A 21,699-nucleotide genomic window follows, 5' to 3' on the forward strand; every position below is an offset into this window, starting at 1 on the left:
CTCCCCGGTCGTGCTGGTGGGTGGATCGGTCAGCCGGCCGCGGGCACCAGTGCCCCGTCGCGGGCCTGGCGGGCGATGTCGCTGACCCGCGCCAGCGTGGGTTCGCGGATGATGCGGCCGAGCTCGGCCATGAACGCCCGCTCGGCGGCGGCGCCGACGACGTCGCGGGACACCCCGGCGAGCATGGCGAGCAGCTGCACCGAGTTGCCGCCGAGGTGGTGGAAGTCGGCCGCGGGGTCGAGGCGGGTGTCGCCGAGGCTCAGCGTCGTGGCCCAGATGCGGGCGACCGCCGACTGCACCTCGTCGTCCGTCGCGGCCACCCGCGCGGCCTCCTGACGGAGCGGGTCCGGCAGCGCCGCCTCCTGATGGAGCGGGTCCGGCAGCGCGGCGACGTCGACCTTGCCGTTGGCGTTGTGCGGCACGGCGTCGATGACGGTCGTCGCGGTCGGCACCATGTACCGCGGCAGGTGCTCGCCGAGGAACGCGTCCCAGTCGGCGGCCTCCGCGCCGGGTTCGAGCACCACGTACCCGTACAGCTGCTTGTGCTCGGCGCCGGGGCGGGTCCGGGCGACGACGACCGCGGCCCGCACCGCCGGGTGGCGCTGCAGCACCTCGGCGATCTCGGCCGGCTCGATCCGGTAGCCGTTGACCTTGACCTGGTCGTCGGAGCGGCCGATGAACTCCAGCTCGCCGTCGGGGCGCACGCGGGCCAGGTCGCCGGTGCGGTACACGCGGGTGCCGTCGGCGAGGTGCACGAACCGCTCGCGGGTGAGGTCGGGGCGGTTGCGGTAGCCGCGGGCCAGCTGGGCGCCGCCGAGGTACATCTCCCCGGTCTCCCCCGCCGCGACGAAGCGCCGCTGCGGGTCGAGCAGGTGCACGGTGCAGTTGTCCATCGGCAGCCCGATCGGCACCGCCGGGCCCGCGTCGTCGGCCTCGCCGCACTCGTGCAGCGTCAGCCCGACGGTCGCCTCCGTCGGCCCGTACATGTTGAGGACGCGGCAGCCGGGGCCGAACATCGACCGGGCCCGGGCCGCGACCGCCGAGCGCAGCTGCTCGCCGACGACGACGAGAGCCCTGAAACCGGCCGGGCGCACGTCGAGCTGGCCGATCAGGTCCAGGTGCGACGGGGTCAGCGACAGCGTGTCGGCGCCCGAGTGCTCCAGCAGGTGCCGCAGCGTGAGGTGGTTGGGCTCGTCCGGGACCAGCACGAGCGTGCCGCCGGCGAGCATCGGGGTGAACAACGCCGTGTTGGACAGGTCGAAGGCGAGCGACGTGAACACGGCGAACGCGGTGCCGGGGCCGCAGCCGAAGCGGTCGGTGGTCCAGTCGACGTAGTTGGCGAGGGCGGCGTGCTCGATCTCCACGCCCTTCGGCCGGCCCGTCGAGCCGGACGTGTAGATGACGTACGCGAGGTCGCCCGGGGCCGGCGTGACGTCGACGGGCGGCACCCCGCCGGTGGCCAGCTCGTCCAGCCGTACGACGGTGCAGCCGGGGCCGGCGACGGGCCGCTCGGCGTACTCGCCCTGCACCAGGCAGACCCGCGCGCCGGCGTCGGCGAGCAGGCCGGCCAGGCGGGCATCAGGGTGCTGCACGTCCAGCGGCAGGTAGGCGGCGCCGGCCTTCAGCACGCCCCACATGCCGGCGATCGCCCACATCGACCGGTCCGCGAGCAGGCCGACGACCGAGCCGCGGCCGGCGCCGAGCTCCAGCAGCCGGGCCGCGACGACCTCGGAGCGGGCGTCCAGCTCGGCGAAGGTGAGGCGGCCGCCGGGCCAGCGCAGCGCCTCGGCGTCGGGCCGGCTCGCGACGACCTGGCGCAGCCGCTGGACCACGGTCGCCGGGTCGCCGGGCGTACCGGTCGCGTCCGTCGCGTTGCCGTCCCAGTGCCGGATCTCTTCCGGTGACAGGGCCTCGGCGACGGCGTCGAGGACGGCCTGCATCCGCTCCGTGCTGCCTGGGCCGTCGCGCCAGGTCAGGGTCAGCTCGGTGCGGCCGCCGCACTCGACGAGGTTCAGGTCGGGCGGGCTCGCCGCGGTGAGCAGCGGCACCGGGTACAGGGTGCGGGCCTCGAACCCGTCCGTGCAGAGCTGCTCCGGCTCGATCCGGCCGAGGTGCGCCAGGACCGTCGCGGACGCGTACCGGCGCTTCTCCGGCGGGCTCTTCTCCATGGCCTTCACCAGCGAGCGCAGGATCGGCCGGGGCAGCTTCAGCAGGCCCGACTCGATGCGGCCGCTGACCTCGCGGCCCTCGGCCATCGCGGTGAGGACCCGCTCGTGAAACGCCTCCCACGGCTCGCCGGCGGCGCAGTCGAAGAGCTCGACCTGCGACAGGCTGCCGGTGCTGCGGACGCCGGGGACGTGCCGGCGCAGGTCGAACGCGACCGCGAAGCGCGCCGAAGGCAGGTCGTAGGCGGCGGTGAGCGCCGCGGCGACCTGCGCGACGAGGCCGCGGTGGTAGCCGTCGACGGTCCGCCGGGCCCAGGCGGTGCGCTTCTCGCCCGCGGGCTGGCCGAGCGGCGACGTCCACTCGATCTTCGGGTTCGGCGGCTTCTGCTCCGGCGCCGGGAAGCGGGCGAAGACGTCGTCCTCGGTGAGGTCGTCGGCGGCGCCGAGCGGCTTCTCGCCGCGCAGCGCCCGGAACACGTCGGCGATCCACAGCGCCATCCCCGGCCAGTCCATGACGGCGTGGGACGCGCGGAAGACGACGGCGGCCGGGTCGCCCGGGCAGTACAGCACCTCGCACCAGGCGCCGTCCGGCGTCGGCAGCGGGTCGTGCAGGGCGGCCACGTCGGCGACGGCGACCCCGTCGGCGGTGCCGCCGACTGCCCGGACCCGCGGCGGGGTGCCGCCGGCGAGCCAGGCCTTGCGGGTGTACCGCAGGGCCGTGTCGGGGCAGGCCGCGGCCACCGTGGTGACGGCGGCGCGCAGCGCGTCGGCGTCGATCGACCCGGCCCCCTCCACGACGGTCTGGATGACCGGCGAGATGGTGTCCGGGTGCGCGAGCCACCAGCGGTCGCTGGCCGACACCGGTTTCCTGGAGGCACGGCCCCGAACGCTCATGGGTCCGTTTCTAACAGCGCCGGTCCTGGTGGATTCCTTAGAGCAGGCCCGGATCGGGCCGCCGCGGGCGGCCAAGACTGTGAAGACGACCAGTCGTGCTGTGCATCCACAGCCACGCGCGCGGCGGCGTCGTAGCGTGCGGTCGGCGTGGTGGAGATCGTCGCCACGCCGTGCCCTGCAGCCGTGCGACGGCAGCACCGAGGAGGTGGCACGTGACTCGAGCATCTTCACTGCTGGATCTGCGCCGAGACCAGCCCGGAGCCGGTGACGGCCGCGGGTCGCTCGCCGAGCGGTTCACCGCGTCGGCGACGGCACAGGGCCGGTTCCGGTCCACCGACGAGTGCCTGCGCTGGCTCGGCGAGCAGCGGGAGCTGCAGTCGTACGCCGTGGAGCGCGTCCCGTTCGACAAGCTGCAGGGCTGGCGGTTCACCGAGGACTCCGGCAACCTGGTGCACCACAGTGGACGGTTCTTCACCATCGAGGGGCTGCACGTCGGCCTGCAGCCGTTCCGGGTGCCGTCGTGGACGCAGCCGATCATCGTGCAGCGCGAGATCGGCATCCTCGGCATCCTCGTCAAGGAGTTCGACGGCGTCCTGCACTGCCTGATGCAGGCCAAGATGGAGCCGGGCAACCGGAACCTGGTGCAGCTGTCCCCGACGGTGCAGGCGACCCGCAGCAACTACACGCGGGTGCACCAGGGCCGGGCGATCCCCTACCTGGAGCACTTCGTCGCGCCCCGGCGCGGGCGGGTCGTCGCCGACTCGCTGCAGTCGGAGCAGGGCGGCTGGTTCCTGCACAAGCGCAACCGCAACATCGTCGTCGAGGCCGACGCCTACGACGACATCGAGGTGCTGCCCGGCTTCTGCTGGATGACCGTCGGGCAGGTGCAGCAGCTGCTGGCGCTCGACGACGTCGTCAACATGGACGCCCGCACGGTGCTGTCCATCATGCCGTTCGCCCGGCCGGAGTCCGACACCGGCGGCGACGACCCGTTCCGGTCCGCGCTGATCCGGTCGCTGGACCCGGAGGCATCCGCCGTACACACGGTGACCGACGCGATCAGTTGGCTGACGGAGAACAAGGCCCGCTTCGAGCTCACCCAGCGCCGCATCCCGCTGCTGGACACCGCCGGCTGGCACCGCGGCGCCGACGAGATCGCCCACCTGTCCGGCGGGTACTTCAGCATCGTCGGCGTCGACGTGCGCGCCAAGGACCGCGAGGTCGGCGCGTGGATGCAGCCACTGCTGCGGCCGGCGGCGCCCGGCCGGCTGGCGTTCCTGGTCCGGCGCATCGACGGCGTGCTGCACGTCCTGCTGCAGGCCCGGCCGGCCGCTGGCGCGCTGGACATCGTGGAGGCCGCGCCGACGCTGCACTGCACGCCGCAGACCTTCCGGACGCTGCCGACGGCGCACCGGCCGCAGTTCCTCGACTACGTGCTGGACGCGCCGCAGCGGCAGATCCGCTTCGACACGTGGCTGTCGGAGGAGGGCGGCCGCTTCCTGCACGCCCTCAACCGCTACCAGGTCATCGAGGTCGAGGACACGTTCCCGGTGACACCGCCGCCGAACTTCATGTGGCTCACCGTGCACCAGCTGATGACGCTGCTGCGCTTCGGCAACTGCCTCAACGTCGAGGCCCGCAGCCTCCTCGCGTGCCTGCACACCCTGTGGTGACAGCGGCACCGGTCCTCGGCGTCCTCGGGGGCATGGGCCCGCTCGCCTCGGCGGCGTTCCTGCAGACCGTCTACGAGGTCGCTGTCGAGCAGGTCGCGCCGGCGGCGGAGCAGCAGCTGCCCCGCTGCCTGCTCGACTCCGACCCGGCGATGCCGGACCGCACCGAGGCGATCCTGTCCGGACACACAGAGGAGCTGACCCGGCTCGTCTCCGACCGCATCGAGGCGCTCGTGCGGCTCGGCGCGACCCGGGTGGTGATGACGTGTGTCACCGCGCACCACCTGATCGACCGGCTCGACCCCGGCCTGCGGGCCCGGCTGATCTCCGTCGTCGACGCGGTCTTCGCCGAGCTGGACGTGGCGGGCGAGGGGCGGTTCCTGATGCTCGCGACGACCGGCACCCGCAAGGCCCGCACGTTCGAACGGTCGGCCCACTGGCCGGCGGTCGCGCACCGGGTCGTGGTCCCGCCGCCGGACGCCCAGGACGAGATCCACTACCTGCTCTACCGGCTGAAACGCGAACCGGTCAGCGCGGAGCTGGTCGAGCGCTTCGAGCGCCTCGCGGACCGCTTCGACTGCCAGGGCGTCATCGCCGGCTGCACCGAGATGCATCTGGTCACCCGCTGGCGGCGGGCGCACGGTGGGGGTCCGGTCGTCCTCGACCCCCTGCTCGGCATCGCCACCGGCCTGAGGAAACTCACGGACGAGGAGACTGACTGATGTTACCCACCGCTCAGCAGTACTGGCGGGATCTCCTGCACGGCTTCGAGGAGCCGACGACACTGACGCCGCAGCGGCAGGTCCGGCGGCCCGGCACCGTGCACGCCGCGTCGGTGGCCTGGGATCCCGCGCAGACCGCGCAGCTCACCGCCGCCGCCGGGCGCCTCGGGCTGCGCGCCGAGGACCTCGTCGTGGCCGCGTGGGGGCTCCTGCTGGCCGTCCAGGCCGGCGCCGACGACGTCGTGCACGGCGCGCTCGTCGACGGCGACACCACCGAGCCCGTGCCGGTCCGCGTCCGTCCCGTCCCGGCGCGGCTGCTGTCGGCGCACCTGCGCGACGCCGCCGAGCAGTACGCGGCCAACGTCCGGCACGCCGGCGTTCCCGCCTCGCAGCTGCCGCACAGCACGTCGCTCGTGCGCTGCGGCCGGCCGGTGCCGGACCCGGCGGACCTGGTGCTGCTCCAGGCCGACCTGGCGGGGCCGGGCGGGCGGCTGCGGCTGAGCGCGCCGGCCGACCTGCTCACCGAGGCCGACGTCCGGCTGCTGCTGGTGCACGCCAGCCAGCTCCTCGCCGCCGTCGCCGCCGCGCCGGTCACCGCGCGGCTGCGCGACGTCGGCCCGCAGTCAGGGTTCGAGCGGCACCGCGCGGTGCGGCAGTGGAACGCGACCACCACCGGCCGGGAGGCCGGCCGCTGCATCCACGAGCTGTTCGAGCGGCAGGCCGCCCTCACCCCCGACGCGGTCGCCGTGCTGCAGGGCGCGGACCGGCTGACCTACGCGCAGCTCGACGCCGCCGCCGATCGCCTCGCGCGCCGCCTCGCCGCGGCCGGGGTCGGCCCCGGCGACTTCGTCGCCCTGCACCTGTCCCGGACAGTACAGACCGTGGTGGCGCTGCTCGGCGTGCTCAAGGCCGGCGCCGCCTACGCCCCCGTCGACGCGGCGCAGCCGGTGGAGCGCATCCGGGGGCTGCTGCGGACGCTGCGGGTGCCGGTGGTGCTCACCGACCCGGCGGCGCTGCCGACCGTGCACGCCGTCACCGAGGCGGTGCCGGCGGTCCGTGAGGTGCTGTGGCTCGGCGCGCCCGGCCTCGGCCCCGACGACACCTGGGCCCTCGCCGAGCCCGCCGCAGACGCCCCGGCACCGCGCCGGGCGGTCGACACCGACGTCGCGTACGTCATCTTCACGTCCGGCTCGACCGGCACGCCGAAGGGGGTCGTGCTGACCCACGCCCCGGTGGTCAACCTCATCGACTGGGTCAACGAGACGCACGCGGTCGGTCCCGCCGACCGCGTCCTGTTCGTCACCTCGCTCGGCTTCGACCTGTCGGTGTACGACGTCTTCGGCGTCCTCGCCGCCGGCGGCAGCATCCGTGTCGCCTCCGACGCGGAGGTCCGCGACCCGCAGCGGCTGCTGACCGTCCTGGACAGCGAGCCGATCACCTTCTGGGACTCCGCCCCGGCGGCGCTGCAGCAGCTGGAGCCGCTGTTCGCGCTGCGCGCCGCGACCACCGCCAGCCGGCTGCGGCTGGTGTTCCTCAGCGGCGACTGGGTGCCGCTGACCCTGCCGGACGCGGTCCGCGGCGCGTTCCCCGGCTGCGAGATCGTCGCGCTCGGCGGCGCCACCGAGGCGGCGATCTGGTCCAACTCGTTCCCCGTCGGCGCCGTCGACCCGGCGTGGACGAGCGTGCCGTACGGCCGCCCGATCGCCAACGCGCACTACTACGTGTTGGACGCCGCGCTGCGGCCCGCCCCGGTCGGCGCCCCCGGCGACCTGTTCATCGGCGGCGACTGCCTGGCTCTGGGCTACCACGGCGACGCCGAGCTCACCGCGGCGAAGTTCGTCCCCGACCACCTGTCGGGGCGGCCGGGCGCGCGGCTGTACCGCACCGGTGACCGGGCCCGGTACTGGGCGGACGGCACCATCGAGTTCCTCGGCCGGCAGGACCAGCAGGTGAAGGTCCGCGGGTTCCGCATCGAGCTCGGCGAGGTCGAGGCGGCCCTGGCGACGCTGCCCGGGATCGCCACCGCCGTCGCCGCGGTCCACGGCGCCCGCGCGGACGCGCAGCTCGTCGCCTACGTCGTGCCGGAGCCCGGCGTCTACCCGGACCCGCGCGACATCCGCGAGCACGTCGCCACGCTGCTGCCCGCGTACATGGTGCCGGCGCACGTCATGACCCTGGACGAGCTGCCGGTGACCGCCAACGGCAAGCTGGACCGCCGCGCGCTGCCGGAGCCCGGCGACGACGGGCCGGCCCGCCCACCGTACGTGGCGCCGTCGACGGCCGCGGAGAAGGCGATCGCCGCGACGTGGGCGGAGCTGCTCGGGGTCGACCAGGTCGGCCTCGACGACAACTTCTTCGACCTCGGTGGGCACTCGCTGCTCATCACCCAGCTCATCGCCCGCCTGAAGGCGACCCTGGAGATCGACGTGCCGGTCCGTGCGGTCCTGGACCACCAGACGGCGGGCGCGTTCGCCGCGGTCGTCGAGGCGGCGCTGATCGCCGAGCTGTCCGCACCGGCCGACGCGGCCGTCTGAGAGAGGAACCTCCCATGAACGACGCCTTCCGCGTGGTGCGCAACGACGAGGAGCAGTACTCAATCATGCCGTCGGACATGACGAACCCGCCCGGGTGGCGGGACGAGGGCACCGTCGGCACCCGCGCCGCCTGCCTCGCCCGCATCGGCGAGGTGTGGACCGACCTGCGGCCGCGCAGCCTGCGCGAGTCCGTCGCGGCCCGCGCCGCGCAGTAGAACGGCCAACGGGCCGGCACCACCGACGGGAGGAGTCGGGGTGCCGGCCCGTTGCTGTGCGCCGGTGGGGTCAGTCCGAGGGGGTTGCGGACTGATCCCGGGCGCTGATCAAAGCGGTGCGCAGCGTCGCGGACACGGCCCGCGCCTGGGCGAGGGCGTCCTCGATCCGGTCGACCCGCCCGGCGGTGCCGGTGCACCGGGCGACCTGGACGGTCCCCCGCAGCTCGTCCAGCAGCTGCGTGACGTGCCGCAGCGCGGCGTCGTCCAGCGACGGCAGCGGGGCCGGCGGCAGTGTGGACGGCGCGGTCACGTGGCTCGCCGGTAGAGCGTGCCCTCTTCCCACACCAGGTCGACCTTGTCCCAGCCGATCGCGGTGGCGGCGTCGGGGAAGAAGCCGCTGCCGTTGAAGTTCGCGCTCGTGTTGCAGAGCACGGGGACGCCGCTGGCCTCGTGGTACGCCCGGAGGATCTCGGTCAGGTCGGGGTCCTGCGCCGGGCTCACGGTCTGCAGCCGGGCGGTGCCGTCCAGGTGCAGCACGGCCGGGATGCGCTCGACCCACGCCGGGCGCACGTCGTGCTCGAACAGCATGTACGGGTCGGGGGTGCCCGGCGAGAAGACCTCCGGGGCGTGCTCCTCCAGGCAGATCGGGGCCACCGGGCGGAACGGCTCGCGCCGCTTGATCTCGTTGAGCCGGTCCTTCATCGCCGCCTCGACGGGCGCGGCGAGAATGCTGCGGCCGCCGAGGGCCCGCGGGCCGAGCTCGGCCCGGCCGTTGAGCACGACGACCGGCTCGCCGGTGGTGTGCAGCAGCCGGCCGAGCTCCGCCGGGGTGCACGGGGCGGCGGACCAGCCGGCCGGGATCTGCGGCGTCGGCTGCAGGCGCGGGCCGGAGCGCACGTGCCAGTCGATGGCGCGCAGGCCGCCGGTGACGCCGAGGTGCGCGCAGGCGGTCCCGATCGCCGAGCCCGAGTCGTCGGGGAACGGCGGCACCCACATCGCCTTGATCATCGGGTGGCCGCGCAGCGCGCTGTTCCACTTGATGTTCAGCGCGCAGCCGCCGGCGAAGCACAGGTTCCAGGGCTCGTCGCCCTTCCACGCCCGGATCTTCGCGGTGACCCGGTGCATCAGCAGTTCCTCGAGGAACTCGTGGACGGTGGCGAGCACGTCGTCGTCGCTGACGCCGAGCCGGGCGACGTCGGCGGCGACGTCGTCGAGGAACGCGTGGACGTAGCCGTGCGACGGCTCGCCGTTGCTGCCGCAGCCGATGATGGCCGCGCGGTACTTGCGGACCCGGTCGGTGTCGGCCTCGAAGTGCTCGTGGAACCGCTCGGCGAGGACGCCCTTCACCGCGTCGCTCGGCTTGCCGTAGGCGATGTACGCCATCAGCTTGCCGGCCACCGACAGGTCGTCGACGTTGCGGGACTTGTCCCGCCGCGCGTACGGGCCCCAGTGCTGCGACGCCATCGAGTACGTGTGACCGATCAGCGGGAAGACCTCACCGCCGGGCTCGATCCGGCCGCGTCCGTCCACACAGTACAGACGCGGGAAGCAGCCGCCGTCCCAGACGAGCACCATCGACGGCTCCTGCCGGACCGCGAACGGGCTGGTGCTGTAGGCGACGGACAGGTGGCTGGCGACGTGCACGAAGCTGGTGAACGGCCGGACGGTGCCGTCGATGTTCAGCTCGCCGCGGTGGGCGGGGCGGCCCGGGTCGGGCACGGCGGGCGTCTCCCGGTAGGGCGCGACGGTCAGGTCGACGGCGCCGGCGATCGTCTGCACCTTGATGTGGCCGTTGCGGGCACCGTCCCAGCCGTCGACGACCCAGTGGTCCACATCGGACACCTGGTAGCCGTGGTCCGCCAGGATGCGCGGCACCAGCTGCAGGTCGTCGAAGTTGCTGTACCGGGAGTTGTTGTCCAGCTTCTGCATCTCGATGTTGAACTCGAGACGGTCGCCGTCGATCAGGGCGATGCCGCCGCTCTGCGTGAATTTGAGCCCGGCTGTGATCACGTAGGCCTCCTGTGCCGTGCCGCTCGGTGCGTGTCGTTGGGTGGTGCGCCTGGCGTGCGGCACCGCCGACCCTGACCATTGGACCGGCTTTGAGCTTGGGAAATTGCTAAGCCAGCCGCGCCAGGCGCAGCACGCTCGCCGGCCCGCCGGTGAGCCAGGCGGCGAGCGGCACGTCGGCGCCGCAGCGGACGCGGATCAGGTCGAGGACCCGCACCGCGCCGAGCGAGTCGCCGCCGAGGGCGAAGAAGTCCGCGGTCTCGTCCACCGGGCGGCCGAGGACCTCGGCGACGACCTCCCGGACGGTCTCGCGGACGGGATCGGCGGGCAGGAGGTCCCGGACCCGCACGGTGGCGTCGGCCGCGACGGTTCGCAGGATCCGCTGGTACGTGCCGGCGAGCCGTTCGATGCTGTCCGGCGTGAACAGGTCCGCGGCGTAGGTGACGTCGCAGCGCAGCCCGCCGCCGTCGGCGCGGATGTCGAGCTCCAGCTCGTGCCGGGCGTGCGCCAGCGCGCCGGCGTCGAGCGGGTCCAGGCGCAGCGGGCCCGCCTCCCGCACCGGCGGCGGGGTGTTGTGCAGCGTCATCGCGACCCGGAAGAGCGGGTTGCCGCCCGGGGGCCGGTCCGGGGCGAGGTGGCGCACGACCGCGTCGAAGGGCACCTGCTGGTGCTCGTACGCCTGCAGGGACCGCGAAACGGTGCGCGCCAGGAGACTCGTGAACGTCACATCCGGCGTGACGTCGCCGCGGAGCACGACGACGTTGGCGAGGAAGCCGATGAGGTCCCGGACCTCGTCGTGCGGCCGGTTGGCGACCTGCGTGCCGAAGCACACGCCGGTGCGGCCGGTCCAGCCGGCGAGCAGCACGTGCAGCGCCGCCGCCAGCACCATGAACGGGGTCGCGTCGTGGTTGTCGAGGCACCCGGCGGGGATGGTGAACCGGTGCGTGCCGGCCCGTAGCGGTAGCGGGGCCGGGCCCGGACGGTCGTAGGGCAGCGGGGCGTCCGGCACGCCGGCGAGCTCCCGCCGCCAGTGGGCGAGGCTCTCCCGGGCGGCGGGTCCCTCCAGCCACTCGTGCTGCCAGCGGGCGTACTCGCCGTGCTGCGGCACCGGCGGTGGCGGGGCGGCGCCGGTCCGGTAGTGCTCGGCGACCTCGGCCGCGAACACGCCGATGGACCAGCCGTCGACGACGGCGTGGTGAAACGTCAGCAGCAGCGCCGCGTCGTCGTCGCCGAGCCGGACCAGGCGGGCCCGCACGAGGGGACCTGCGGCGAGGTCGAACGGGTCCTCTGCGGCGGCGAGCCGGTGCAGCTCCGCCTCGGCGGCGGCGGGGTCGAGGGCGGTCAGGTCGTGCACCGGCAGCGGCACCGGCCCCGGCGGCAGGACGATCTGGACGGGGTGGCCGTCGTGCAGTCGCAGGACGGTCCGCAGCACCTCGTGGCGGTGCACCACCGCGGTGAGCGCGGCGTGCAGCCTCGCCACGTCGAGGGGGCCGGTGAGGCGGGTGTGCGCGGTCGTCAGGTACGCGGTGCCGTTCGGGGCCAAACGGTCCAGGAACAGCATCGCCCGCTGGCTGCCGGACGCGGGCGCCGGGTCGGCGGGCGGGTCGCCGAGGTCGGCGATGCCGCGCCGCCAGGCCCGCAGGCGCAGCTCGGCGCGCTCGTGCGGCGGCCGGGTGGTGGCGTCCTGTGGCAGCGTGTCGACGGTGGTGTTCGGCCGCCCGTCGAGGAGCGCGGCGAGGGCGGCGACGGTCGGGTGCTGGAACAGCTCCCGCAGGCTCAGCTCGACGCCGAGCGCGCGCCGGACCGCTGCGGTGGCGGTGGCGGCGAGCAGCGAGTGCCCGCCGTTGGCGAAGAAGTCGTCGTCGATGCCGAGGCCGGCGACGCCGAGCAGCTCGGTCCAGATGCCGAGCAGGGTCCGCTCGCGGTCGTCGCGCGCGGGCCGCCGCGGGGAGCCGGCCAGGGTGCCGGCCGGCGTGACGACGGTCAGGGCGGCGCGGTCGAGCTTGCCGGTGCGGGTCAGCGGCAGCCGGTCGAGCACCAGGATGTGCGCGGGCACCAGGTACGGCGGCAGCTGCCCGGCGAGCGCCTCCCGGAGCGCGGCACCGTCCAGTCCGGCGGCGCCGGCGACGTGGGCGACGAGCCGCCGGGCGCCGGCGACCTCGACGAGGCTGACCGCGCACTCGGCGACCCCGTCGAGGCGGCGCAGCGCGGCCTCGATCTCGCCCGGCTCGACCCGGTGGCCGCGCAGCTTCACCTGCCGGTCGGCGCGGCCGACGAAGACCAGCCGGCCGTCGGCGCGGCGGCGCACGAGGTCGCCCGTGCGGTACAGCCTGCCGCCCGGTTCGGCGCCGAACGGGTCGGGCACGAACCGGTCGGCGGTGGCGTCGGGCCGGCCGAGGTATCCCCTGGCGACGCCCGCGCCGCCGACGAGCAGCTCACCGACGACGCCGACGGGGACGGGCCGCAGGTGCCGGTCCACGACGTACGCGGTGGCCCCGGCGACGGGTAGCCCCATCGGCACGTCGCCGTCGAGGTCGAGCCGGGCGAGATCGAGGCCGACCACGTGGTCGGTGGCGGTGACCGTGATCTCAGTGGGTCCGTAGGCGTTGACCAGCGACCCCGGCGGACCGGCGGCGAGCACCCGGCGGATGCGGGCGGGGTCGGGCACGTCGCCGCCGACGACCAGGCACCTGACGCCGTCGAACGCGGCCGGGTCGGCGTCGGCGACCAGGTGGAACAGCGCCGGGGTCAGCCGGACCACGCTCGCCCGGTGCTCGACGATCGCCGCCCGGAGCGTGCCGGCGTCCAGGGGGCGGCCGGCGGGGACGACGGCGAGGTGGGCGCCGTTGAGCAGCGCCGCCCACACCATGAACGTGGTGGTGTCGAACGACGGGTTCGCGGTCAGCAGCACCACGTCGCCGGCGGTGACGGGGGCGTGGTCGCCGGTCACCAGGTTGACGATCCCGCGGTGGGTGACGGCGACGCCCTTCGGCTCGCCGGTCGACCCCGAGGTGTGGACGACGTTCGCGAGACCGTCCGGATGCCCGGCGCCGCGGGACCGCCACGGCGCGGCGGCCGACGGACCGGACGCTGTGTCGGACGACGGACCGGACGGCGCGGCGGACGGCGTCACCAGCGGGACGTCTTCCGAGAGGGGCGTGCCCAGCACCGCCCGGATCCCGGCGTCGGCGGCCAGGAGCCGCAGCCGGTCCGGTGGCAGGGCGGGGTCGAGCACGAGGTAGCCGGCGCCGGCCTTGAGGACGCCGAGCATCGCCACGACGAGCTCCGGCGACCGGTCCAGGTGCAGGCCGACCCGGTCGTCGGCGCCGACCCCGGCGGCGTGCAGGGCCGCCGCGACCCGGTCCGAGTCGGCGTCGAGGTCGCGGTAGGTCCACCGACGGTCCGGGCCGCTGAGCGCGACCGCGTCCGGGCGCCGCGCGACCTGTTCGGCGAACCCGGCGTCGAGGGTCACCCCGGCGGTGCGCCCCGGCGGGTTCCACCGCTGGACGGCGTCGGTGAGCTCGGCCGCCGACATGAGCGGCACCTCGTCGGCGCCGATGTCGGGGCGGGCCGCCATCGCCCGCAGGACGCGCACCCAGGCGTCCAGCATCCGCCGCGCCGACGGCTCGTCCCACAGGTCGGTGGCGTACTGCAGCTCGGCGACGAGCGCCCGGCCCGTGTCCACGACGGTGCACGACAGGTCGAACTTCACGGTGTGCCCGGCGCCGTCGCGGGCGCGGACGGTCGCGCCGGGCAGGCTGAAGCCGCGCAGGTCGTCCTCGAGGACCTGGAACAGCACCTGGAACAGCGGGTGCCGCCCGGCGGCCCGGTCCCCGGCGACGACGGCGACGACGTGGTCGAACGGTGCGTCCTGGTGTTCGAAGGCGGCGGTGCACGTGGCGGCGGTGCGGCGCAGCACCTCCCGCAGCGTCGGCGCGCCGCCGAGGTCGGTGCGCAGGGCGAGCATGTTGACGAACAGGCCGACGATGTCGTGCAGCTCCCGGCGGGGCCGGTTGGCGATCGGGGTGCCGACGACGACGTCGGTCTGCCCGGCCCAGCGGCCGAGCATGACGGTGAAGCCGGCGAGCAGCGTCATGAACAGGGTGACGCCCTCGCCGCGGCTCAGCCCCCGCAGCCGGTCGGCGAGGGCCGGGTCGAGCTCCAGGCGGACCCCGGCGCCGCGGTGGGACTCCTCCGCGGGGCGGCGCCGGTCGGTGGGCAGGGCGAGGGTGGCCGCCCCGTCGAGCCGCTCGTGCCAGTACCGCAGCTGCTCCCGCACGGCGCCCTGCTCGACGAGCTCCCGTTGCCAGGCGGCGTAGTCGGCGTACTGCAGGGGCAGCGCCGGCAGCCGGTGCGGGACGGTCGCGCTGAGCGCGGTGTACACGGTGCCGAGCTCCCGGGTGAAGATGCCCAGCGACCAGTCGTCGGTGACGATGTGGTGGAAGGTGAGCGTCAGCACGTGCCGGCGGGGGCCGAGCCGCAGCAGCACGAACCGCGCGAGCGGCAGCCGTTCGAGGTCGAACGGCCGGGCGACCTCGGTGGCGACGATCCGGTCCGCCTCGGCCTCGGCGGCGGCGGGGTCGAGGCCGGTGAGGTCGGCGTGGCGCAGGTCGGGTTCGGCGGTCTCGTGGACGATCTGCCGCGCGCCGCTGTCGGTGCCTTCAAAACAGGTCCGCAGCGCCTCGTGCCGCCGCACGCAGACGCGCAGCGCCTCGGTGAGGTGACCGACGTGCAGCGTGCCGTCGATGTCGACCGCGCCGCCCAGGTTGTACGTCGCGGTCCCCGGCACGAGCTGCTCGAAGAACCAGATGCGGTCCTGCGCGAGCGACGCCCGGCACGCGAAGGCCGCACCGGCGCCGGCCGCCGGGACCGTCGCGGTCACGGGCGGGGGCCGTCGGCGAACCGGTGGCGCGCCACGGGGGTGATCCCGGCGGTCGCGAACGCCGACACCGGCGCCGACGGGGCGGCCAGCTCGCCGGCGAGGGCGGCGACCGTCGGGTGGCGGAAGAGCGTGGCGAGCGGCAGGTCGAGGCCGAGCTTCTCGGTGGTGCGGGCCACCAGCCGCATCGCCAGCAGCGAGTGGCCGCCGAGGGCGAAGAAATCGTCGTCGGCGCCGACCCGCTCGACGCCGAGGACCTCGGCCCACACGTCGGCGAGCTGCTGCTCGAGCGGGGTCCGCGGGGCGGCGTACGGGCCGGCGGCGACGGTGATCTCGTCGTCGGGCCGGGCCCGCAGCGCCTGCTCGTCGACCTTGCCGTTGGCGCTCAGCGGAAGCCGGGGCAGCACGACGAAGCCGTCGGGGACCATGTACCGCGGCAGCCGCCGGCCGAGCGCGGCGTGCCAGTGCGCCACCGGCGCGTCGGCGGGCGTGTGACCGGAGGCCAGGTACACCACGAGCCGGTCCCCGCCGCCGGGGCCCGGGCGGGCCAGGACAGCCACCGCGTCGACGCCGGCGACCTCGCGGACGGCGGCGGCGACCTCACCGGTCTCGATCCGGTAGCCGCGGAGCTTGACCTGGTTGTCGGCGCGGCCGAGGTACTCCAGGACGGGCCCGTCGCCGACCTGCCGCCACCGCACGACGTCGCCGGTGCGGTACAGCCGCTGCCCGGGCTCGAACGGGTCGGGCACGAACCGGTCGGCGGTGAGTCCGGCGGCGCCGAGGTAGCCGCGGGCGACGGCATCGCCGCCGACGTGCAGCTCGCCGGGGACGCCCGGCGGCACCAGCCGCTGCCGCTCGTCCAGCACGACCACCGTGGCGTTGGGGTACGGGGCGCCGATGAGCGCGCGGTGGTCGCCGGTCCCGGCGGCGTCGACCGTCATCCAGGTCGAGTCGATCGTCGCCTCGGTGAGGCCGTAGGAGTTGACGACGTCGGCGGCGGGGCCGAGCAGGTCGCGCATCGCGGCGAGCTCGTTGCGGTAGACGGTGTCGGAGCCGACCACCATGAGGCGCAGCCCGTCGAGGCGGGCGCCGACGGCCTCGGCGTGCGCGGCGAGCGCCCGGGCGACCGCGGGCACGAACTCGGCGAAGTCGATGCGCTCGCGGCGGATCAGCGACAGCAGCGCCGGCGGGTCGAGCAGGGTCTCGCGCGGGCACAGCACCAGCCGCGCGCCGGTGCCGAGGGCCCGCACGAGGTCCCCGGTGAACACGTCGAACCCGAACGCCGCCATCTGCAGCACCGACGTGACCCGCTCCGGCAGCCGGTAGGCCGCCACCCAGCCGTCGAACACGGCCCGCAGGCCGCGGTGGTGCACCATGACGCCCTTCGGCCGGCCGGAGGAGCCGGAGGTGAACAGCACGTAGGCGAGGGCGTCCACCGGCACCGTGGCAGCGGCGTCCACTGTGGACCAGCCGGCGGCGTCGTCGAGGCAGAGCACGGTCGCCGCGGTCGGCGGGACGTCGGCGAGCCGGACCCGGGACGTCAGCACGGCGACGGGCGCGGCGGCGTCGACGACGCCGGCCCGCCGCGTCGCGGGCCAGTCGACGTCGAGGGCCGTGAACGCGGCGCCGGCCCGCCACACGCCGAGCACGGCGGCGACCGTGTCGGCGGACCGGTCCAGCAGCACGGCCACGACGCCGTCGGGCCCGGCGCCGGCGGCCCGGACCGCCGCGGCGACCCGGCCGGCGCGCTCCCACAGCTGCGCGTAGCTCAGGGTCGCGGCGCCGTCGGTGACCGCCGGCGCGTCGGGCACCCGCCGCACCTGCTCCGCGATGGCTGCCAGCACGGATCCGGCGCGGTCGGCGCCGGCCCTGGCGCCGCGGCCGGCGGCCAGCAGCAGCGAAGCCTCGCCCGCGGCGAGCACGGGCACGTCGGCGACCCGCAGCGCGGGGTCGGCGGCGACGGCGGCGAGCACGCCCTGGAACCGTTCGACCAGCAGCCGGGCGGTCCGCTCGTCGTAGAGGTCGATGCTGTACTCCAGCTCGCCCTCGATGCCGGCGGACGGGCCGCGCTCCCGCATCGAGAAGGTGAGGTCGAACTTCGCGGTCGTCGACGGGTGCGGCTCCTCGCGCAGGGTCAGCCCGTCGAGGGTGATGTCGACCGGCGTGGTGTTCTCCAGCGACATCATCACCTGGAACAGCGGGTGCCGGGCCGCGACGCGGGGCGGGTTCAGCGCCTCGACGAGCTGCTCGAAGGGCAGGTCCTGGTTGCCGTAGGCGGCCAGGTTCCAGTCGCGGACGCGGCCGAGCAGCTCCGTGAACGTGGGGTCGCCGGAGGTGTCGGTGCGCAGCACCAGGGTGTTGACGAAGAACCCGACGAGGTCGTCGAGGGCCGGGTCCATCCGCCCGGCGACGGGGCTGCCGACGGGGATGTCGGTGCCGGCGCCGAGCCGGGTGAGCAGCGCCGCGAGGGCCGCCTGCAGCAGCATGAACATGCTGGCGTCGCCGGCCCGGGCGAGCGTCTCCAGGCGGGCGTGCAGGGCGGCCGGGACGTCGAACGTGACGACGGCGCCGTCGTAGCTGGGCTCCGGCGGGCGGGGGCGGTCCGCGGGCAGGGTCAGCTCGACGGGCAGCCCGGCGGGGGCCTTGCGCCAGAACGCGAGCTGTCGTGGTGCCTCGCTGTCGAGCAGGCGGCGCTGCCACACGGCGAAGTCGGCGTACTGCACCGGCAGCGGCGCCCAGCCGGGTTCGCGCCCGTCGCGGCGGGCCGCGTACGCGACGGCGAGGTCCCGGGCCAGGGGCTCCATCGACCAGGCGTCGCCGGCGACGTGGTGCACGACCACGGTGACGACGTGCTCGTCGGCGGCGGCCGCGAACACCCACACCCTGATCGGTGCCTCGGCGGCGAGGTCGAAGGCGTACTCGCCGGCGGCCGCGACTGCCGCGGCGATGCCGTCGGGTGCGACGGGGACGACGGTCACCTCGGCCGGGTGCGTGCCGGGCGGCGCGATCCGCTGCCGGGCGCCGCCGTCGGCGTCCTCGACGGTCGTGCGCAGCGTCTCGTGGCGGGCCATGAGGTCGCCGAACGCGCGGTGCAGCGCGGCGACGTCGAGCGGGCCGGTGAGCCGCAGCGACATGGCCATGTTGTAGGTCGAGCTGGCGCCGAACAGCCGGTGCAGGAACCACAGCCGCTGCTGCCCGTAGGACAGCGGCACCGCGGCGGGCCGCTCACCCATGACGAGCGCGGGCCGGTCCGAGACGGCCGCGGGCACCGGCCGGTCCGAGACGTCAGTGCCGGCGGTGTGCGCCACGCCCGAGACCGTGCGCGCCACGCCGGCGACCGTCGGGGCCTCGAACAGCGCCCGCACCGACATCTCCACCCCGAACGCGGACCGCACCCGGCCGACGAGCCGCGTGGCGAGCAGCGAGTGGCCGCCGAGGGCGAAGAAGTCGTCGTCCACGCCGATGTCGTCGCGGCCGAACAGTTCGCTCCACAGGTGCAGGATCCGCTGTTCCGCTGGTGTACCGGCAGCGCGTCCGGCCTTGCGGGCACCCGCCTCCAGCGGCATGGCGGCGAGCGCCTGCCGGTCGGTCTTGCCGCTGGTGAGCTGCGGCAGGCCGGGCAGCGCGACGAACCGGGCCGGCAGCATCGCCGGGGGCAGCAGGGCGCTGAGCCGCCGCAGCAGCGCCGCGGGGTCCTCGGCGACGGCCGGGTCGGCGGCGAGGTAGGCGACCAGCTGCCGGTCCCCGCCTTCGTCGGGGCCGACGGTGCGGATGAGCACGGCCGCGTCGGTGACCTCCGGCAGCGTCCGTAGCGCCGCCTCGACCTCGCCGAGCTCGACCCGGACGCCGCGGACCTTCACCTGCGAGTCGGCGCGGCCGATGAACTCGAGGTCGCCGGCGGCGTCGCGGCGCACCAGGTCGCCGGTGCGGTACATGCGGGTGCCGGGCGGGCCGAACGGGTCGGGCCCGAACGCGGCGGCGGTCAGGTCGGGCCGGTTCAGGTAGCCGCGCCCGAGTCCGGCACCGGCGATGTACAGCTCGCCGACCGCGCCGGGGCCGACATCGCGCAGGTCGCGGTCCAGGACGTACAGGCGCGCGCCGGTGACCGGCCGGCCGATGGGGGCGGTCGCGGTGCCCGGGTCGGGGCGGCACGGCCAGAACGTCGACTCGATCGACGACTCCGTCGGCCCGTACAGGTTGTACAGCGGCGCGTCCAGCACCGTGAAGTACCGCCGCACGAGGCCGATCGGCAGGGTCTCGCCGCCGCACAGCACGTGCCGCAGTGTCGCGCAGGCCCCGGCGCCGGGCTCGTCGAGGAACTCCCGCAGGGTGCTGGGCACGAACTGGACGGAGGTGACCCCGGCCCGCTGGATCAGCGACACCAGGTACCGCGGGTCGTGGTGCCCGTCGGCGGCGGCGACGACGAGGACGGCGCCGACCGACAGCGGCCAGAACAGCTCGTGCACCGACGGGTCGAAGGTCAGCGGGGTCTTCAGCATGGTGCGGTCGCGGCCGTCGAGCGGCTGCTCACCCTGCCACCACCGCAGGGTGTTGACGATCCCGGCGTGCGGCACGACGACGCCCTTGGGCCGGCCGGTCGACCCCGACGTGTAGATGACATACGCGGGGTGCGCCGGCAGCAGCCCGCGCTCCGCCTCGTCGACGCGGCCGGCGCCGGCGTCGAGGCCGGCACGGACCCCCGGGTCGTCGAGCACGACCACGTGCCGGCCGGGGGCGGCCGGCACCACGCCGGCGGCCGCGGCGACGGTCAGGACCACGACCGGCCGGGCGTCGTCCAGCAGCGCGGCGACCCGGTCCGCGGCGTGCTCGGTGTCCACCGGCAGGAACGCGGCACCGGCCTTGCCGGTGGCGAGCGCGCCGACGACGAGGTCGGTCGAGCGGGGCACGGCGAGCGCGATGACGCGTTCGGGGCCGGCGCCGAGGTCGCGCAGCAGCCGGGCGAGCCGGTCGGCGCGGGCGTCGAGCTCGGCGTAGGTGAGGACCTCGTCGCCCGACATCAGCGCCATGGCGTCCGGCGTCCGCCGGGCCTGCGCCTCGAACAGCCCGGGCAGCGTCTCCGGTTCGGCGGCGGGCGCGGCGTTGTCACAGGGGATCAGCAGCGGCCGGACCGGCGCCGCGGGGTTCCGCAGCAGGTCCCGGAGGAGGTCTTCGTAGCGCCGCAGGTGGTCGCGGACCGTCCCCTCGTCGAACAGTTCCGCGTCGTATTCGCAGGTGATGATGTACGAGCGGGGCATCGCGAGGATGTCGACCTCGAAGTCCGCCTTGGCGAACCGGCGGGTGGTGCGCAGCAGCGCCAGGTCCAGGCCCGGCACCGTCGGGATCCGCAGCGGCCGGTCCAGGTTGAAGAACGAGCCGAAGATCCGCTCCCCCGGCGCGAGGGTGACCGGCAGACGGTCGCGGACGGCCTGCACGGAGAAGCCCGGGTGCTGGTAGTCCTCGGCGAGGGCCCGCTGCACGGCCCGCAGGTGCGCCTGCACGGTGCCGTCCAGCGGCACCCGGCTGAGCACGGGCAGGACGGTGCTGCAGTTGCCGACGAGGTGGGTGCCGCCGGGCAGGTCCCGCTGCGCCAGCGGCACCCCGACGACGAGGGCGTCCTGGCCGCTGAGCTGGTGCAGCAGCCCGGCGTAGGCGGCGAAGAGCACGGTGAACGGGGTGCAGCCGAGCTTCGGCCCGACCGTCGCGACGAGCTGCGACACCTCCGCGGACACGGTGTGCTCGACGCGGCCGCCGGCGCGGGCGGTCCTCGCGGTACGGGGGCGGTCGGACGGCAGCCGCAGCACCGGGAACCCGCCGGCGAACCGCTCGTCCCAGTACTCGGTGTCGGCCGGGCGGTGCTCCAGGTGCTCGACGTAGTCGCGGAACCTCGGGGCCGGAGGCAGGGCGGCGCCGGTGCCGTCGCGGTACAGGGCGAGGATCTCGTCGATGAGCACGCCGAAGGACCAGCCGTCGATGACGCTGTGGTGCACGGCGAGGTGCAGGTGGTGCAGCTGCGGGGCGAGGCGCAGCAGGTGCGCCCTGAGCAGGGGGCCCGCGGCGAGGTCGTAGGCGTCGCCGGCCCGCTCGTGCAGCCACGCTTCGATGCCCTGCGGGTCGGCGGTGAGGTCGACCAGCGGCAGGTCGGTGGCGGACGGCGGCAGGGCGCGCTGGCTGCCGCCGTCGGTGGCGAAGACCGTGCGGAGGCTGTCGTGGCGGGCGACGACGTCGGTGAGCGCGCGGCGCAGCGCGGCCACGTCCAGCGGGCCGCGTATCACGATCATCACGGACTCGTTGTAGGCGCGCGAGTGGTCCGCGCCCATCTGGTCCAGGAACCAGATGTCCCGCTGCGCCGCGCTGAGCGCATACGGCCCACCGGCCGGCGCGGGCACGGACGGTACCGGCACCGGTACAGAAACGGGCTGGGGCAACGGCGGTACAAGCGCGGGCGCAGGCGGTACAAGGGCGGGAGCGGGCACCGGGTAGGCGCCGGTGAGCAGGGCGTGGGCCTGGCCCATCACCCGCGAGTGGACTTCGAGCATCCGCAGGACCGGGTCGGTCTGCGCCGTCTGCGGCTGGCGATCGTCCACAGTGTCCGGACCTCTCCGTGGGTGGCCTC

At 75.2% G+C, this 21,699-nt stretch carries 9 protein-coding genes; 4 read left to right on the top strand and 5 right to left on the bottom strand.

Going from position 1 to position 21,699, the window contains the following annotated elements:
- Window positions 1–29: 29 nt before the first annotated feature.
- A complete protein-coding gene (locus ABD332_RS34380; protein WP_344506632.1) occupies window positions 30–3,059 on the bottom strand; it encodes an amino acid adenylation domain-containing protein in 3,030 nt (1,009 codons plus the stop codon).
- 212 nt (window positions 3,060–3,271) lie between these two features.
- Between ABD332_RS34380 and ABD332_RS34385 the strand changes: the two genes are divergently transcribed.
- The 4 genes from ABD332_RS34385 to ABD332_RS34400 are packed head-to-tail and all read left to right on the top strand — an operon-like array spanning window position 3,272 to window position 8,200.
- Entirely contained in the window at window positions 3,272–4,732 is a 1,461-nt protein-coding gene (locus ABD332_RS34385; protein ID WP_344506634.1) for an NDP-hexose 2,3-dehydratase family protein, read from the top strand.
- A complete protein-coding gene (locus ABD332_RS34390; RefSeq protein WP_344506636.1) occupies window positions 4,711–5,451 on the top strand; it encodes an aspartate/glutamate racemase family protein in 741 nt (246 codons plus the stop codon). The genes ABD332_RS34385 and ABD332_RS34390 overlap by 22 nt, the downstream gene beginning before the upstream one ends.
- The gene (locus tag ABD332_RS34395) at window positions 5,451–7,985 is read left to right on the top strand and encodes a non-ribosomal peptide synthetase (protein ID WP_344506638.1); all 2,535 of its coding nucleotides are present in this window, start codon (window positions 5,451–5,453) and stop codon (window positions 7,983–7,985) included. The genes ABD332_RS34390 and ABD332_RS34395 overlap by 1 nt, the downstream gene beginning before the upstream one ends.
- 14 nt (window positions 7,986–7,999) lie before the next feature.
- Window positions 8,000–8,200 carry an MbtH family protein gene (locus ABD332_RS34400; protein ID WP_344506640.1) on the top strand — a complete coding sequence of 67 codons (201 nt, stop codon included), beginning with the start codon at window positions 8,000–8,002 and terminating at the stop codon, window positions 8,198–8,200.
- A 70-nt stretch (window positions 8,201–8,270) separates the two neighbouring features.
- Here ABD332_RS34400 and ABD332_RS34405 read toward each other — a convergent pair whose 3' ends face one another.
- The 4 genes from ABD332_RS34405 to ABD332_RS34420 form a co-directional block, all read right to left on the bottom strand.
- Window positions 8,271–8,510 carry a hypothetical protein gene (locus ABD332_RS34405; RefSeq protein ID WP_344506642.1) on the bottom strand — a complete coding sequence of 80 codons (240 nt, stop codon included), beginning with the start codon at window positions 8,508–8,510 and terminating at the stop codon, window positions 8,271–8,273.
- Complete coding sequence (locus tag ABD332_RS34410; RefSeq protein WP_344506644.1) at window positions 8,507–10,210, bottom strand: carbamoyltransferase N-terminal domain-containing protein; 1,704 nt, start codon at window positions 10,208–10,210, stop codon at window positions 8,507–8,509. The genes ABD332_RS34405 and ABD332_RS34410 overlap by 4 nt, the downstream gene beginning before the upstream one ends.
- Window positions 10,211–10,316: 106 nt before the next feature.
- On the bottom strand, window positions 10,317–15,089 hold the full coding sequence (locus ABD332_RS34415) for an amino acid adenylation domain-containing protein (protein ID WP_344506646.1): 4,773 nt from the start codon (window positions 15,087–15,089) through the stop codon (window positions 10,317–10,319).
- The gene (locus ABD332_RS34420) at window positions 15,086–21,670 is read right to left on the bottom strand and encodes an amino acid adenylation domain-containing protein (RefSeq protein WP_344506648.1); all 6,585 of its coding nucleotides are present in this window, start codon (window positions 21,668–21,670) and stop codon (window positions 15,086–15,088) included. Before ABD332_RS34420 ends, ABD332_RS34415 begins: the two co-directional genes overlap by 4 nt.
- Window positions 21,671–21,699 lie beyond the last annotated feature (29 nt).

This window comes from Dactylosporangium maewongense (assembly GCF_039531485.1).
Lineage (GTDB): Bacteria > Actinomycetota > Actinomycetes > Mycobacteriales > Micromonosporaceae > Dactylosporangium > Dactylosporangium maewongense.

Excerpts from the sequence above, each read along its gene's own strand:
- ABD332_RS34380 (WP_344506632.1), bottom strand. The coding sequence starts at position 3,059 with ATGAGCGTTCGGGGCCGTGCCTCCAGGAAACCGGTGTCGGCCAGCGAC.
- ABD332_RS34395 (WP_344506638.1), top strand. The coding sequence starts at position 5,451 with ATGTTACCCACCGCTCAGCAGTACTGGCGGGATCTCCTGCACGGCTTC.
- ABD332_RS34400 (WP_344506640.1), top strand. The coding sequence starts at position 8,000 with ATGAACGACGCCTTCCGCGTGGTGCGCAACGACGAGGAGCAGTACTCA.